The sequence below is a fragment of the Nocardioidaceae bacterium genome, assembly GCA_018672315.1.
Classification (GTDB): domain Bacteria; phylum Actinomycetota; class Actinomycetes; order Propionibacteriales; family Nocardioidaceae; genus TYQ2.
In genome coordinates, this window is sequence record CP076053.1 from 687,418 (window position 1) to 701,077 (window position 13,660).

Below are 13,660 nucleotides of genomic sequence, written 5' to 3' on the forward strand. Positions count from 1 at the left end.
GCCTAGTGCCGTACGCAGTCTCCGCCGGGGTGCCGCGCCTGGGCAGGCGACCTCACCCGCAGGTCGGCTCAGACCACGTGGTGCAGCCAGCGCACCGGCGCACCGTCGCCAGCGTGCCGGAAGGTCTCGAGCTCGTCGTCCCACGCCTTGCCGAGCAGCCTGTCGAGCTCGGCGGTCAGGTCGGACTCACCGAGACGCGCGCGCAGCACGGCCGCCTTGATGCGGTCCTCGGGCACCATCACGTCGCCGTGCAGACCGGTCACCGCGTGGAAGACCCCGAGGTCGGGGGTGAAGGCGTAGCGGCTGCCTTCCGTGGAGCTGGTCGGCTCCTCGCTCACCTCGTAGCGCAGCCGGTCCCACCCCCGCAGGGCCGAGGCGAGCGCGGCACCGGTGCCCGGGGCGCCCGTCCAGGACAGCTCGGTGCGGTAGGTGCCGACCTGCGCGGGCTGGGGCGTCCACGACAGCTGTGCGTGCACGCCGAGGACGCCGCCGGCGGCCCATTCGACGTGCGGGCACAGCGCAGACGGCGCGGAGTGGACGTAGAGCACGCCCCTGGTGGTCGTACGCGTCATGAGTGGCTCCTCCTTGATCCCGGCGTCGAGCAACGCCTTCCCCAGCGGCTCGTCGGGAGGAGGGACACCTGGGCGTCCGGACCTGCGGTGATGGAGTTGTGTCCGACCATTGTGACGTACGGGGTCGCGCCTGACCAGCGGAATGGGCGGAACGGCCCCGGACACCCTCGCGTGGAAGGGCCCGGAGCATGACCCTCGCCGGACCGCTCAGTCCTTGTGGCGCGGTTTCTTGGAGCGGTGTGGGTGCCCGCCGTCGCCGTCACGGCGCGGTGCCGGCCCGGCGTCGGGCTTCAGCTCGATGAGGCGACCCGAGATGCGCGTGCCGCGGAGCCGGTCGACGGTCTCCGCCGACAGGTCGCGGGGCAGCTCGACGAGGCTGTAGGAGACCCGGATGTCGATGTGCCCGAAGTCGTTGCGGCCCAGGCCGCCCTCGTTGGCCAGCGCGCCGACGATCTGACGCGGCTGCACGTGGTGACGCTTGCCGACCTCGATGCGGTAGCGCGCCAGCCCCGACGGCACCTGCCGAGGCGGCTTGGACCCCTTGGCTCCCCTGTCTCCCCGGGGCGACCGGTCGTCCCGGTCCGTACGCGGCGGGCGGTCGGCCCGCTTGGCCCTCGGCGCCGGCGGCGGGTCGGGCTCGAGGAGCAGCGGCTGACCGTCGTGTGCCATCACGGCGAGCGCCGCGGCGACGTCGACGGGTGTCACGTCGCGCTCGTCCACGTACGCCGCGATCAGGTCGCGGAAGGAGCTCACCTGCGGCGACTCCAGCGCCGTGGAGATCGCCTCGGTGAAGCCGCGGACGCGCGAGTCGTTGACGTCCTCGGCGGTCGGCATGGCGATCTCGGTGATCGACTGCCGCGTGCCCTTCTCGATCATGCGGAGCAGGTGACGCTCGCGGGGCGTCACGAAGCTGATCGCGTCGCCCTCGCGGCCCGCGCGGCCCGTACGCCCGATGCGGTGCACGTAGGACTCGGTGTCGGTGGGGATGTCGAAGTTGACGACGTGCGTGATGCGCTCCACGTCGAGACCTCGGGCAGCGACGTCGGTCGCCACCAGGATGTCCAGCTTGGCCTCACGCAGCGACTTCACCAGACGCTCGCGCTGGTTCTGCGGCACTTCGCCGTTGATCGCCGCGGCGGAGAAGCCGCGGGCCCGCAGCTTCTCGGCGACCTCCTCGGTGGCCTGCTTGGTGCGGACGAAGACGATCATGCCCTCGAAGTTCTCCACCTCGAGCAGGCGCGTCATCGCCTCGACCTTCTGCGGCCACGACACCAGCAGCCAGCGCTGCCGGATGTTGGTCGCGGTCTGCGTCTTCTCCTTGACGGAGATCTCCGCGGGCTCGGTGAGGTACTGCTGGGCCAGCCGGCGGATGGTGCGCGGCATCGTCGCGGAGAACAGCGCGACCTGCTTGTCACCCGGGGTGTCGGCCAGAATCGTCTCGACGTCCTCGGCAAAGCCCATGTTGAGCATCTCGTCGGCCTCGTCGAGCACCAGGTAGCGGAGCTCGGTGAGGTCGAGCGTGCCCTTCTCGAGGTGGTCCATGATGCGACCCGGCGTGCCGACGACGACGTCGACGCCGCGACGCAGGGCGGAGAGCTGCACGCCGTACGCCTGACCGCCGTAGACCGCGAGCACCTGCAGGTTCACGTGGGCCGCGTACCGCTCGAAGGCCTCGGCGACCTGCAGGGCGAGCTCGCGCGTCGGCGCGAGCACGAGCGCCTGGGGCGCGCGACCGCCCTTGCGGGAGACCTCCATGCGGGAGAGCAGGGGCAGCGCGAACGCGGCCGTCTTGCCCGTGCCGGTCTGCGCCAGACCGACGACGTCGCGGCCGTCCATGAGCGCCGGGATCGTGGCCGCCTGGATCGGGGAGGGGGTCTCGTAGCCCACCTCGGTCAACGCCTCGAGCACAGGACGGCTCAGGCCCAGCGAGGCGAAGTCGACCGGCGCGGCGTCCGGAGTCTGGGGATCAGTCACGGAGCGTCTCGCACAGCATCCCCCCAGGGTAGGGCCTCGACGGCTCCTGGCCCGAATCGCGGGCACGCGAGGCCCGTCACAGGCGGACGACGCGCGTCGAGGAGGCATCCTCGGTCGCCGGGTGGGCATAGATACCGAGATGTCATCCGGCATCCTTCCCGCCTCCGAGGAGGAGTCATGACGCTCGCGACCCCGCCGCAGTCCACCCCGGAGGACCGCGACCCGCACGCGAAGCACGCGTCCGAGCTCGACGCCGACGCCACCGCGGACGCGCGCGCGAGGAAGCCTCAGCGTGACGGCACCGAGGGTCCGCTCGAGGACGAGCTGGACGCCGCCTTCAACCGACTGGTCGACGAGGGCACCCAGCGTCTGGGCAGGTCCTGGACCGACGTGCTGATCACCGGGTTCTTCGGTGGCACCGAGATCGGTGTCGGTGTGCTGGCCCTGGTGCTCATCTACTACGAGACCGACAACATCCTGCTCGGCGGCCTCGGGTTCTCCCTCGGCTTCATCGCGCTGCTGCTGGCGCGGAGCGAGCTGTTCACCGAGGCCTTCCTGGTACCGATCATCTCGGTCGCGGCGAAGCGCGCCCGCACCGTGCACCTGGCGAAGCTCTGGGGCGGCGTGCTCGTGGCCAACCTCGTCGGCGGCTGGGCGATGATGTGGCTGATCGTGTGGGCCTACCCCGACATGCACGACGTCATCAACGAGCTGGCGCTGGGATACCTCGAGGCAGGCCTGTCCCTGGAGGGCGTGTCGCTGGCGCTGCTCGGTGGAGCCGCGATCACGCTGATGACCCGCATGCAGAGCGGCAGCGCCGAGATGCTGCCCAAGATCGTCGCGGCCGTGGCGGTCGGCTTCCTTCTCGGCGCCGGCCACCTCTACCACCTGATCGTGGGCTCGCTGCTGCTGTTCGGCAGCATCCACATCGGCTTCCCGGACATCTCCTACGTCGACTGGCTCGGCTGGTTCTGGTGGGTGCTCATCGCCAACATGGTCGGCGGTCTCGTGCTGGTCACGATGCTGCGCCTGATCCGCAGCAAGGAGCGGCTCGGCGAGGAGCGCAACCGGGTCCTCAAGGAGTCGCTGACACCCGGGCCCGTCGCCAACCACGCCGACGGCCGTCAGCAGATCGAGCGGGAGCGCCGCGAGCAGCGCAAGGAGGAGAACCGCGAGGCCGAGCGCAAGGTGCGCGAGCTCGACGACGACGAGAAGGCCGACCGTTTCAAGGAGGCCGGGCCGCACCGGCGCGACGACGCCTGACCTACTGCAGAGGAGCCTCGGCTTGAGCTTCCCCGCCGACGAGGACCACGACCCCGTACGCGGACCCGGTGACGTCCCCGCCGCCGGCGGGGACGTCGATCGCGGACGCCACCAGGGACCCTTGGAGGACGAGCTCGACGCGGCCTTCGACCGACTCGTCGAGGAGGGCGCCCAACGGCTGGGTCGCACCACCACCGAGGTGCTGGTCACCGGGTTCTTCGGTGGCACCGAGGTCGCCCTCGGCGTGCTGGCCTTCGTCGCCGTCTACCGCGAGACCGGCAGCCACCTGCTGGGCGGGCTCGCCTTCTCGATCGGGTTCCTCTCGCTGCTGCTGGCCCGCAGCGAGCTCTTCACCGAGGGATTCATGATCCCGATCGTCGCCGTGGCCGCGCGGAGGGCCCGGCCCATCCACCTCGCCAAGCTGTGGGGCGGCGTGCTCGTGATGAACCTGCTCGGGGGCTGGCTGGTGATGTGGCTGGTGGTCATCGCCTTCCCGGGGCTCCACGAGAGTCTGATCGAGCTGGCCAGCGAGTACGTGCTGGTGGGCTTCGGCGCCCGCGGGATGGCGCTCGCGGTGCTGGCCGGCGCCGCGATGACGCTCCTGACGCGGATGCAGGCGGGCACGGGCGACATCACCGGCAAGATGGGAGCGGCGATCGCGATCGCGTTCCTGCTCGTGGGCACCGGCTTGTTCCACTCGATCCTCGACTCGCTGCTGATCTTCGGCGCCCTGCACACCGGGGACGCCCCGTTCGACTACGGCACGTGGCTGGGCTGGATCTGGTACGTCCTGATCGGCAACATGATCGGCGGGCTGGTGCTCGTCACCGGTCTCCGCCTGCTCCGCAGCAAGGACCGTCTGCTGGAGGAGCGGAGCCAGGCGATGCAGGAGCGCCTCTCCCCCGAACCCTCGGCGCGCAACGCCGACGGCCGCCAGCAGATCCAGCGCGAGCGTCGCGAGCAGGCCCGGGAGGAGACCGAGAAGGCTCAGCGCAAGGCCGACGAGCTCGACCAGCTCGACGAGAGCGAGAAGGCCAGACGCTTCCGCCGGGCGAGGCCGCGCGAGCGCGACACGGACTGAGGCCGCTCAGCGACGGTTCTGCGCGATGACCACGACCAGCGCCACCCCGAGGCCCGCGAACAACGGACCGACGACGGCGTAGGTCCTGCTGCCCTCGATCGCCGTGCCGCCGACCCAGCCGAGGGCGAAGGCGGTCAGCAGCACGCCGAGCACGAGGAGGCCGACGGCCACGCCGAGACCGAGGATGCGAGCGCCCATGCGACTCATCCTGACAGAGCGCGTACGGGCACCCCTCCGGGTGGGGCGTGACGGGTGTCGGTCACGCCGTGGTCACGATTGATCTTGACCCGGGTCACATCGGCCGCGTGAGCCGCCGGAGCAGGGTCTGGGCGGACCTATTCTCGATACCGTGGACACCGGATCATCGCGCGACGTCAGGTCGCTCTCCCCGTTGCAGGGCGAGGCCCGTCGTACGCGGGAGGCCGTCACGCAGGTGCTGCGCGTCGCGCCGCCGGTGCCGCGGACGACGTCGGACGCACCCGTCCCGGCGAGCGCCCCGGGCGCCCCGACTGCTGCCACCCGACCGCCTCGCCAGGCCTGGATGGACGTGCTGCGAGGCACGGCCATCGTGCTGGTCGTGCTCACCCACGTCCGCGCCCAGGGGTGGCGGCTCTTCGGTATCGACGAGACGCCCCTGAACCTGCTCGTCGACACGTTCGCACCGATCCGCATCCCGCTGCTGATGCTGCTCTCGGGCATGCTGCTCAGCCGGTCCATCGCCAAGGGTCCGCGCGCCTTCACCGCCGGCAAGCTGCGCGGCATCGCGTGGCCGTACGTCGTGTGGTCGCTGGTCTACCTCGGCACGTGGCAGCTCTTCCCCCACGTCGACGGCGGCTTCCACCGGACGCACGGCCTCACCGACATCATCGTCTCGCCCGTCTCGGTGCTGTGGTACCTCCACCTTCTCGTCGGGCTGTACCTCCTCGCGCTGCTGCTGCTGAGCATCCCCCACGCGCGCCCCGCACACCTGCTCACGCTCGCCGGCACCGGGTGGCTCCTCAGCTCGCTCGGGGAGTCACCGCACCTGGAACGGGCCCTGTGCCTGGCCACCTTCTTCCTCGCCGGCGACCTGCTCGCCCGACGTCTGGAGCGCGGGCTCCCCACTCCTCTCACCCGCCTGTGGACCTCACCGCTGCGCAGACCCGCCACGTTCCTGGCCCTGCTGGTGCTGGCCTCGCCGCTGCTGTGGTGGGCCGTGGTGCTGCACCCCACGCGGTACACGCCCCTCTCGCTGGTGCCGGCGTCGGCCGCGATGGTGCTGCTGGTGCTGGCTGCACGCGCGTCGCGAGGCCGGCCGGGCGAGCGGGCACTGGCGTGGGTGGGTCGTCAGTCGCTGGTCTTCTACGTCGCGCACTGGCTGGTCATCGGCGCCTGGTACGCCGCGGTCGACGTGGCGCTGGAGCCCCGGGAGCAGCCGTGGCTCTCGCTCGTCCTGGTGCTCGGGGCGACGCTGCTCACCTGTGCCGTCGTGGCCCGCCTGCAGCAGCGGTGGCGGGTGGCCGGGTGGCTGTTCACCGCGCCACGGCGTCGGTCCTAGAGGCGGCCGAGGGTCGGCAGCGGAGCGGCATAGGGTCGTCGGGTGACCTCTCCCGACGCCTCCTCCTCGCCGGCCCGGCCTCCGCTGGCGCCCGCCCGTCCCGTCACCCGCACCTGGCACGGGCACGAGCGGACCGACGCGTACGACTGGTTGCGTGACCCCGAGGACGCGGAGGTGCTGGCACACCTGGAGGCGGAGAACGCCTGGACGGAGGCCTCGACCGCCCACCTCGCCGACCTCCGCGAGCGGCTCGTGGAGGAGATCCGGCTGCGCACCCGGGAGACCGACCTCTCGGTGCCGTCGCGGCTGCACGGCTGGTGGTACTACTCGCGCTCGTTCGCCGGCAAGGAGTACGGCGCCCGTTGCCGCGTGCCGGTGACGGACCCCGAGGACTGGACCCCGCCCCGTCCCGCGGAGGACGTCGCCCCCGACACCCCGGCCCTGCCCGGCGAGGAGGTCGTGATCGACCTCAACGAGCTGGCCGAGGGACACGAGTTCTTCTCGCTCGGCGGGGCCTCGGTGACGCTGGACGGCCACCTGCTGGCGTACGCCGTCGACACCGTCGGCGACGAGCGCTACACGCTGCGGGTCAAGGACCTGCGCACCGGCGAGCTGCTCCCCGACGAGCTCACCGGCCTCATGGGCGGCGCGACCTGGGCGCCCGACGGCGAGTCGTTCTACTACGTCACCGTCGACGAGTCCTGGCGTCCCGACACCGTGCACCGCCACGTGCTCGGCACGCAGCAGGCCGACGACGAGGTCGTCTTCGCCGAGCCCGACGCCCGGTTCTTCGTCGGTGTCGGCCGGTCGCGGTCGGGCCGTTTCCTGGTGATCGGGGCGGAGTCCAAGTCGACCTCGGAGATCCGCTTCCTCGACACCGAGCGGCCCGACCTCGGCTGGCGCGTGTTCGCCGAGCGTCGTCAGGACCTCGAGTACTCCGTCGGCCACGCCGTCATCGGCGGCGAGGACTGCTTCGTGGTCACCCACAACCTCACGGGTCCCGACGGAGCGGTCTCGCTGGCCCCGGTCGAGCCGACGGCTCCGGAGGACTGGACGGACCTGCTGCCGCACACGCCGGGCACCCGGATCGAGGGGGTCGACACCTTCGCCGGTCACCTCCTGGTCCACCAGCGCAGCGGGGGGCTGACCCGCGTACGCGTGCTGCGACTCGACCTCGTCGACGGCGTCGTCGACGACCGGCTCGTGGAGTTCGAGGGCGAGGTGCACACGGTGCACGCGGGCGGGCCGGGAGTCTTCGACGCCCCCGTGCTGCAGGTCGCCCACACCTCGCTGCGTCATCCCCCGGCGCTGCACCAGTACGACGTACGCACCGGCGAGCTCACCCTGCTCAAGCAGACCCCAGTGCTGAGCAACGAGCTCACCGGCGAGTTCGACGTCGAGGCGTACGAGCAGCACCGGCTGTGGGTGCCCTCGGTCGACGGGGTGCTCGTGCCCGCCTCGCTGGTGGTGCGCAGCGACGCGGCGCGCCCGGCGCCGACGCTGCTGTACGGCTACGGCTCCTACGAGGCCTCGATGGACCCCGGCTTCTCCACCTCCCGGCTCTCCCTGCTCGACCGCGGAGGTGCCTTCGTCATCGCCCATGTGCGCGGCGGCGGCGAGATGGGCCGCGGCTGGTACGACGACGGGAAGATGGAGACCAAGCAGCACACCTTCGACGACTTCGTCGCCGTCGCACGCTTCCTGCGAGCCGAGGGCTGGTCGAGTCGCATCGTCGCCGAGGGCGGCTCGGCCGGCGGACTGCTCATGGGGGCGGTCGCCAACCAGGCGCCGGACGCCTTCGACGGCATCGCCGCCGCCGTCCCGTTCGTGGACAACCTGACCACGATGCTCGACTCGAGCCTCCCGCTGACGGTGACCGAGTACGAGGAGTGGGGCAACCCCGAGGGCGACCCCGAGGCGTACGAGTGGATCGCGGCGTACGCGCCGTACGACAACGTCACCGAGCAGGCGTACCCGCCGATCCTGGCGACGACCTCGCTGCACGACACCCGGGTGATGTTCGTCGAGCCGGCCAAGTGGGTGGCCCGGTTGCGCGCGACCGCCGCGGACGGGCGGCCGGAGGTGCTGCTGCGCACCGAGATGGACGGCGGGCACGGCGGCGTGTCCGGTCGCTACAAGTCCTGGGCCGATCGGGCGTTCACGCTCGCCTGGATCCTGGACCGGCTGGGGCTCGCGGACGGCACGCCGTGAGCGGCGCGGCCGGGATGGACACCGACGCGGTCCTGGCGATGCTCCAGGAAGTCGCCGCGGAGGTCGTCACGCCGCGCTTCCGTGCGCTGGACGAGGACGAGGTCAGTGAGAAGAACCCCGGCGACCTCGTCACCGTCGCCGACAGGGAGGCCGAGGAGCTCATCACTGCGCGGCTGCGTGCCGCGTACCCCGACGCGATGGTCCTCGGGGAGGAGGCCGTGGCCGCCGACGCGTCGCTGCTGACCCGCTTCGCCGAGGCCGAGCACGCCTTCACCGTCGACCCGGTCGACGGGACGAAGAACTTCGTCAAGGGCTCCCCCGACCACGCCGTCATGGCGGCCGAGCTGCAGGGCGGTGCGGTGGTGCGGTCGTGGATCTGGCAGCCGCAGCACGAGCACGCGTACGTCGCGGAGCACGGTGCCGGCGCCTGGCGCGACGGTGAACGACTGACGCGACCCGACCGCACGGACACCCGCGCCGAGGACCTGCGTGGTGTCACGTCCCGGCGCTCGTGGCTGGGCCGTGCGATCGGCACGCTGCGGGCCCTGGAGCTGACCTGGGTCTGCTGCGGGGTCGACTACCCGAAGCTCGTCGAGGGTGCCGCCGACTACGCGCTCTTCGCCAAGGCCAAGCCGTGGGACCACGCCCCCGGACAGCTGCTGCTCGCCGAGGCGGGAGGAGTCGTGGGCACCTTCACCGGCGACGCGTACGCCCCCCAGCGCACCGACGACGGCGCCGGGCTCGTGGCCGCCGGTGACCGGGAGACCTACGACCTGGTGCGAGGCCTGGTGCACGCGCTGCCGGGGCTGTGAGCGACGCACCGTGGGCGGATACTGCCCCTGTCCCACCGAGAATCGACGATGCCGAGGCTCTCGCCGACCTCCTTCTCGACGTGTGGGAGGAGGCGTACGGCGACCTGCTCCCGCCGCAGCTCCTGACGCGGCGACGGTCCGGGAGGGAGCGGATGGTGGAGCGGTGGCGCGAGACGCTGACAGCGGCGGCACGTGGTGACCGCGACCGGTTCCTCGTCGTGCGCTCCGGTGAGCGTCTGATCGGCTTTGTCTCCTGCGGACCTGGCCGCGACGCCACCCAGGCCTTGATCCCCGACACGGAACTCCAAGCGCTCAACGTGCGGGCTGAGGCGCACGGGCAGGGAGTCGGACTCGCCCTCCTGCAGGCAGCCATCGGCGGGGCCTCTGCGCACCTGTGGGTGCTCGAGGGCAACCACCGCGCCATCCGCTTCTACGAGAAGCACGGCTTCGTCGCGGACGGGGCCACCAAGCAGGACGCTGTCGGCCTCGAACGCCGCATGGTGCGCCACGACGGCGACCACTGAGGTCCTTCGATCAGGCCGACTGCTCGATCTCGAGACCTCGGATGACGGCTGCGTACGCCGCATCGGCGACCTCTTCCAGGGAGGGCGCCACGTCGACCACGGCTCCCCGCTCGTCCTGTCCGAGCGGCTCGAGGGTCGCGAGCTGGTCGTCGAGGAGCGAGGTGGGCATGAAGTGCTTCGTACGCTGCTGCATGCGCGCCCGCAACAGGTCGGGGGCGCCCGCGAGGTGCACGAAGAACATCGCCCCCGCCGGCACCCGGGAGCGCAGCACGTCGCGGTAGCTCCGCTTGAGCGCCGAGCAGGTGAGGACGAGGTCCCGTCCCTCCTCGACGGACGCGGCCGCGATGCGCGCCAGCTCCTCCAACCAGGGCCACCGGTCCTCGTCGACGAGCGGGGTCCCCGCCTCCATCAGGTCGATGTTGGCCTGCGGGTGGTGGTCGTCGCCCTCCTCGAACGCCCATCCCAGCTGCTCGGCGAGCCGGGCGGCCACCGAGGTCTTGCCGGTGGCGCTCACCCCCATGCAGACGACCACCCGCGCGCTCATGGACGCAGGGTGCCCGATGACGCGCCGGCGACGCGCGGTCGACCCCGAGCATTCCTCCGCGCCGGGTGCGTCTGCTCACCCCGCTGCGCACGTGTCGAGGATCCCGTCGCCTGGGTAGATGGCTGGCGCACCCGCGGCACCGCGGGAGCCACCCGTCCGGAGAGGACCTCTCATGCCGAGCACCACCACGCGCAACCCCGCCACCAACGAAGACCTGCAGACCTACGAGCACCACACGGACGCCGAGGTGGTCGAGATCGTCCAGGCCGCCGACACGGCCTTCGACGCCTGGCGCCGCCGCCCGATCCAGGAGCGCGCCGAGGTCGCGCGCCGTCTCGCCACCGTGCTGCGCGAGAACGAGCAGGAGCTGCGCGAGCTGATGACCGCCGAGATGGGCAAGCCCATCTCCCAGGGCTCCGACGAGGTCCAGCTGTGCGCCGCGATCTGCGAGTGGACCGCCGACAACGGCCCCGCCGCGCTCGCCGAGGAGCGCAAGGACAAGGACGGTGGCCACGCGATCGTCACCTACCAGCCGACCGGTGTCATCTACGGGATCCAGCCCTGGAACTTCCCGCTCTACCAGGTGATCCGCTACAGCGTCTCCCAGCTCGTCGCCGGCAACACCGTGCTGCTCAAGCACGCGCCCGACGTGTGGGGCTCGGCGCTGCGCCTCGAGGAGCTGTACCACGAGGCCGGTGTCCCGACCGACGCGTTCCGCGTGCTGAAGATCAGCATCGAGCAGTCCGACGACGTCATCGCGCGACCCGAGGTCCGCGGCGTCACGCTGACCGGCTCCGACGGCGCCGGGTCGTACGTCGCCTCGCTGGCCGCGAAGCACCTGAAGAAGACCGTCGTCGAGCTCGGCAGCAACGACGCCTTCGTCGTGCTCTCCGACGCCGACATCGAGCACGCCGTGCAGACCTCGGTGCAGGGGCGCATCGCCAACAACGGCGAGACCTGTGTCGCGGCCAAGCGGTTCATCGTGGTCGACTCCGTCTACGACGCGTTCCGCGACGCGTACGTCGAGGCGATGGGCGCGGTCGAGCTCGGCGACCCGACCGACGAGGGATGCCAGCTCGGCCCGATGGTGCGCACCGACCTTCGCGACGAACTGCACGAGCAGGTCACGCAGTCGGTGAGCAAGGGCGCGAGGATCGCCGTCGGCGGCGAGGTGCCCGACCGCGCCGGCGCCTGGTACCCCGCGACCGTCCTGGAGGACGTCGCCCCCGGCCAGCCGGCGTACGAGGACGAGCTCTTCGGTCCGGTGGCGTCCCTGATCCGCGCGGCGGACGACGAGGACGCGATGCGCATCGCCAACGACTCGCGCTACGGCCTCGGCGGCGGGATCTTCTCCGCCGACGTCGAGCGGGCGACCGAGCTCGCCCGGACGGAGTTCGACACCGGCATGGTGAACATCAACGGGTTCAACCTCGCCAAGCCCCACCTGCCGTTCGGTGGCGTGAAGGACTCCGGCTACGGCCGCGAGCACGGCGAGGCCGGCATGCGGGAGTTCGTCAACGCGAAGACGATCTTCGTCGACGCCTGAGTCGACCGACCCCGGCGTCGGGCTAGTAGAGCCCGGCGTCGGGGTCCTCGCGGGTCAGCTCCACCTCGAGGTCGGCCACCTCGCACCCGAGGTCGCGCAGCGCCCTGGCCACGGCGACCGCGACCTCCGGGGCCTGGATCAGCGGGCGCTCGAGCGTGTACTCGCTGAACTCGTCGCTCCACGGCGGCTGCCACCCCGATCGCTTCAGTCGCGCCTCGGTCGCCTCGTCGATGTCCCAGTCCCCACCGTGACGCGTGGCCCCCACGCACTCGGCGAAGAGCAGGCTCTGCTGGGCGGTGACGGCGACCCACCGATGGGGCGGGCGGTCGGGGGTCCTGCCGAAGAGCTTCTTGCGGGGGCTCGGCACGCGTTCGCGCAGAATCAGCTTGTCCTCGAGGTCGAGGGCCAGCAGCGACCCGACGACGCGGCGATTCACGTCCTCCCAGGTGCCCCTCACGCGGTGGCCCCGTGGTCGGCCCCCTCGTGCGAGCCCCGGCCGTGCCACCACGTCGCGGCCGCCACGAGGGGAACCGCGGCGACGGCGCCGACGACGGCGGAGCCGAGGGTGTCGACCACCCACGCGGCGACACCGGCGAGCACACCGGCGCCCTCGAGGGCGTCGCGTACGGCTTCCTCGACCGCGTGCACCGCGTCGTACGGGAGGGTGAAGCCGAGCTCGTCGAGACCGATGACCAGGATGTGCCCGCCGACCCACAGCATCGCGGCGGTACCGATGACCGAGATGGCCTTCATGACAGCAGGCATCGCGGCCACCAGGCGCAGACCCGCCTTCGCGACGACGGCTCGCGAGGACTCGGCCAGACGCAGCCCCACGTCGTCGGCCTTCACGATGAGGCCGACCACGCCGTACACGCCGACGGTCACCGCGACCGCGACGACGAACAGGATCACCAGCCGGGACCAGAAGCTCTCGGAGTCGATGGAGTCCAGGGCGATGACCATGATCTCGGCCGAGAGGATCAGATCGGTGCGCACGGCGTTCGAGACGATCGTGTCCTCGTCCGCGGGCTCCGGCTCAGCCGGCTCGGCGGACTCCGCCGCATCCGGCGCGTGCGAACCCCGGTGGCTCCAGGCGTGCAAGATCTTCTCCCCGGCCTCGAAGACGAGGTAGAGGCCGCCGAGCATCAGCAGCGGGGTGAGCAGGAAGGACGCGAACTCCGAGAGCAGCAGGAGCACGGGCAGGATGAAGACGAGCTTGTTCTTGATCGAGCCCGTCGCGATGCGGCGCACCAGCGGCAGCTCGCGCTCGGCGGCGACCCCGCGCACGTACTGCGGTGTCACCGCGGTGTCGTCGATGACCACCCCGGCCGCCTTGCCGGTCGCCCGACCCGCGGCGGCGCCGACGTCGTCGACGGAGGCGGCCGCGAGCTTGGCGAGGGCCGCCACGTCGTCGAGCAGGGCGAAGAGTCCTCCGGCCACGGGGTGCCTCCAACGGGTGCGAGTACGGGTACGACTACGGGTGCGGGTGCGATCACGACGTCGAACCCCTCGCAGTATGCCGGTCCCCGGGCCTCCGGAACGCCCGCGTACGCGGCCTCCTGGGTGCTTGCGCGGGCGTACAGACCCGCAGAAGCA

13 protein-coding genes are annotated in these 13,660 nt (G+C 71.6%); 7 read left to right on the forward strand and 6 right to left on the reverse strand.

The features are described from left to right. Positions 1-68: 68 nt before the first annotated feature. Together KLP28_03250 and KLP28_03255 are read right to left on the reverse strand one after the other, a co-directional pair. Entirely contained in the window at positions 69-572 is a 504-nt protein-coding gene (locus KLP28_03250; GenBank protein QWC85783.1) for a DUF3145 domain-containing protein, read from the reverse strand. A gap of 207 nt (positions 573-779) precedes the next feature. Beyond that, positions 780-2,654: a DEAD/DEAH box helicase gene (locus KLP28_03255; GenBank protein QWC85784.1), complete on the reverse strand. Its 1,875-nt coding sequence runs from the start codon at positions 2,652-2,654 to the stop codon at positions 780-782. A 69-nt stretch (positions 2,655-2,723) separates the two neighbouring features. On the opposite strand from KLP28_03255, the gene KLP28_03260 reads away from it, so the two are divergent. Further along, positions 2,724-3,809: a formate/nitrite transporter family protein gene (locus tag KLP28_03260; GenBank protein QWC85785.1), complete on the forward strand. Its 1,086-nt coding sequence runs from the start codon at positions 2,724-2,726 to the stop codon at positions 3,807-3,809. A 22-nt stretch (positions 3,810-3,831) separates the two neighbouring features. Then, positions 3,832-4,890, forward strand: a complete 1,059-nt coding sequence (locus KLP28_03265; GenBank protein QWC85786.1) for a formate/nitrite transporter family protein — start codon at positions 3,832-3,834, stop codon at positions 4,888-4,890. A gap of 6 nt (positions 4,891-4,896) precedes the next feature. On the opposite strand, the gene KLP28_03270 is transcribed toward KLP28_03265, so the two are convergent. Beyond that, the gene (locus KLP28_03270) at positions 4,897-5,088 is read right to left on the reverse strand and encodes a hypothetical protein (GenBank protein QWC85787.1); all 192 of its coding nucleotides are present in this window, start codon (positions 5,086-5,088) and stop codon (positions 4,897-4,899) included. A gap of 151 nt (positions 5,089-5,239) precedes the next feature. Between KLP28_03270 and KLP28_03275 the strand changes: the two genes are divergently transcribed. The 4 genes from KLP28_03275 (at position 5,240) to KLP28_03290 (ending at position 9,974) form a co-directional block, all read left to right on the forward strand. Further along, entirely contained in the window at positions 5,240-6,427 is a 1,188-nt protein-coding gene (locus tag KLP28_03275; GenBank protein QWC85788.1) for an acyltransferase, read from the forward strand. Between the two features lie 42 nt (positions 6,428-6,469). Next, positions 6,470-8,638 (forward strand): S9 family peptidase, encoded by a 2,169-nt coding sequence (locus KLP28_03280; protein ID QWC85789.1) that lies wholly within the window; start codon positions 6,470-6,472, stop codon positions 8,636-8,638. Continuing rightward, a complete protein-coding gene (locus tag KLP28_03285) occupies positions 8,635-9,450 on the forward strand; it encodes an inositol monophosphatase (GenBank protein QWC85790.1) in 816 nt (271 codons plus the stop codon). Before KLP28_03280 ends, KLP28_03285 begins: the two co-directional genes overlap by 4 nt. Before the next feature lie 152 nt (positions 9,451-9,602). Then, positions 9,603-9,974 (forward strand): GNAT family N-acetyltransferase, encoded by a 372-nt coding sequence (locus KLP28_03290; GenBank protein ID QWC86772.1) that lies wholly within the window; start codon positions 9,603-9,605, stop codon positions 9,972-9,974. Positions 9,975-9,984: 10 nt separating this feature from the next. Here KLP28_03290 and KLP28_03295 read toward each other — a convergent pair whose 3' ends face one another. After that, positions 9,985-10,518 (reverse strand): gluconokinase, encoded by a 534-nt coding sequence (locus tag KLP28_03295; GenBank protein ID QWC85791.1) that lies wholly within the window; start codon positions 10,516-10,518, stop codon positions 9,985-9,987. A 172-nt stretch (positions 10,519-10,690) separates the two neighbouring features. Here KLP28_03295 and KLP28_03300 point away from each other — a divergent pair, with 172 nt between their 5' ends. Continuing rightward, on the forward strand, positions 10,691-12,064 hold the full coding sequence (locus KLP28_03300; GenBank protein ID QWC85792.1) for an NAD-dependent succinate-semialdehyde dehydrogenase: 1,374 nt from the start codon (positions 10,691-10,693) through the stop codon (positions 12,062-12,064). A gap of 22 nt (positions 12,065-12,086) precedes the next feature. On the opposite strand, the gene KLP28_03305 is transcribed toward KLP28_03300, so the two are convergent. After that, positions 12,087-12,521 (reverse strand): hypothetical protein, encoded by a 435-nt coding sequence (locus KLP28_03305; protein ID QWC85793.1) that lies wholly within the window; start codon positions 12,519-12,521, stop codon positions 12,087-12,089. After that, the gene (locus tag KLP28_03310) at positions 12,518-13,504 is read right to left on the reverse strand and encodes a DUF808 domain-containing protein (GenBank protein ID QWC85794.1); all 987 of its coding nucleotides are present in this window, start codon (positions 13,502-13,504) and stop codon (positions 12,518-12,520) included. The genes KLP28_03305 and KLP28_03310 overlap by 4 nt, the downstream gene beginning before the upstream one ends. Positions 13,505-13,660 lie beyond the last annotated feature (156 nt).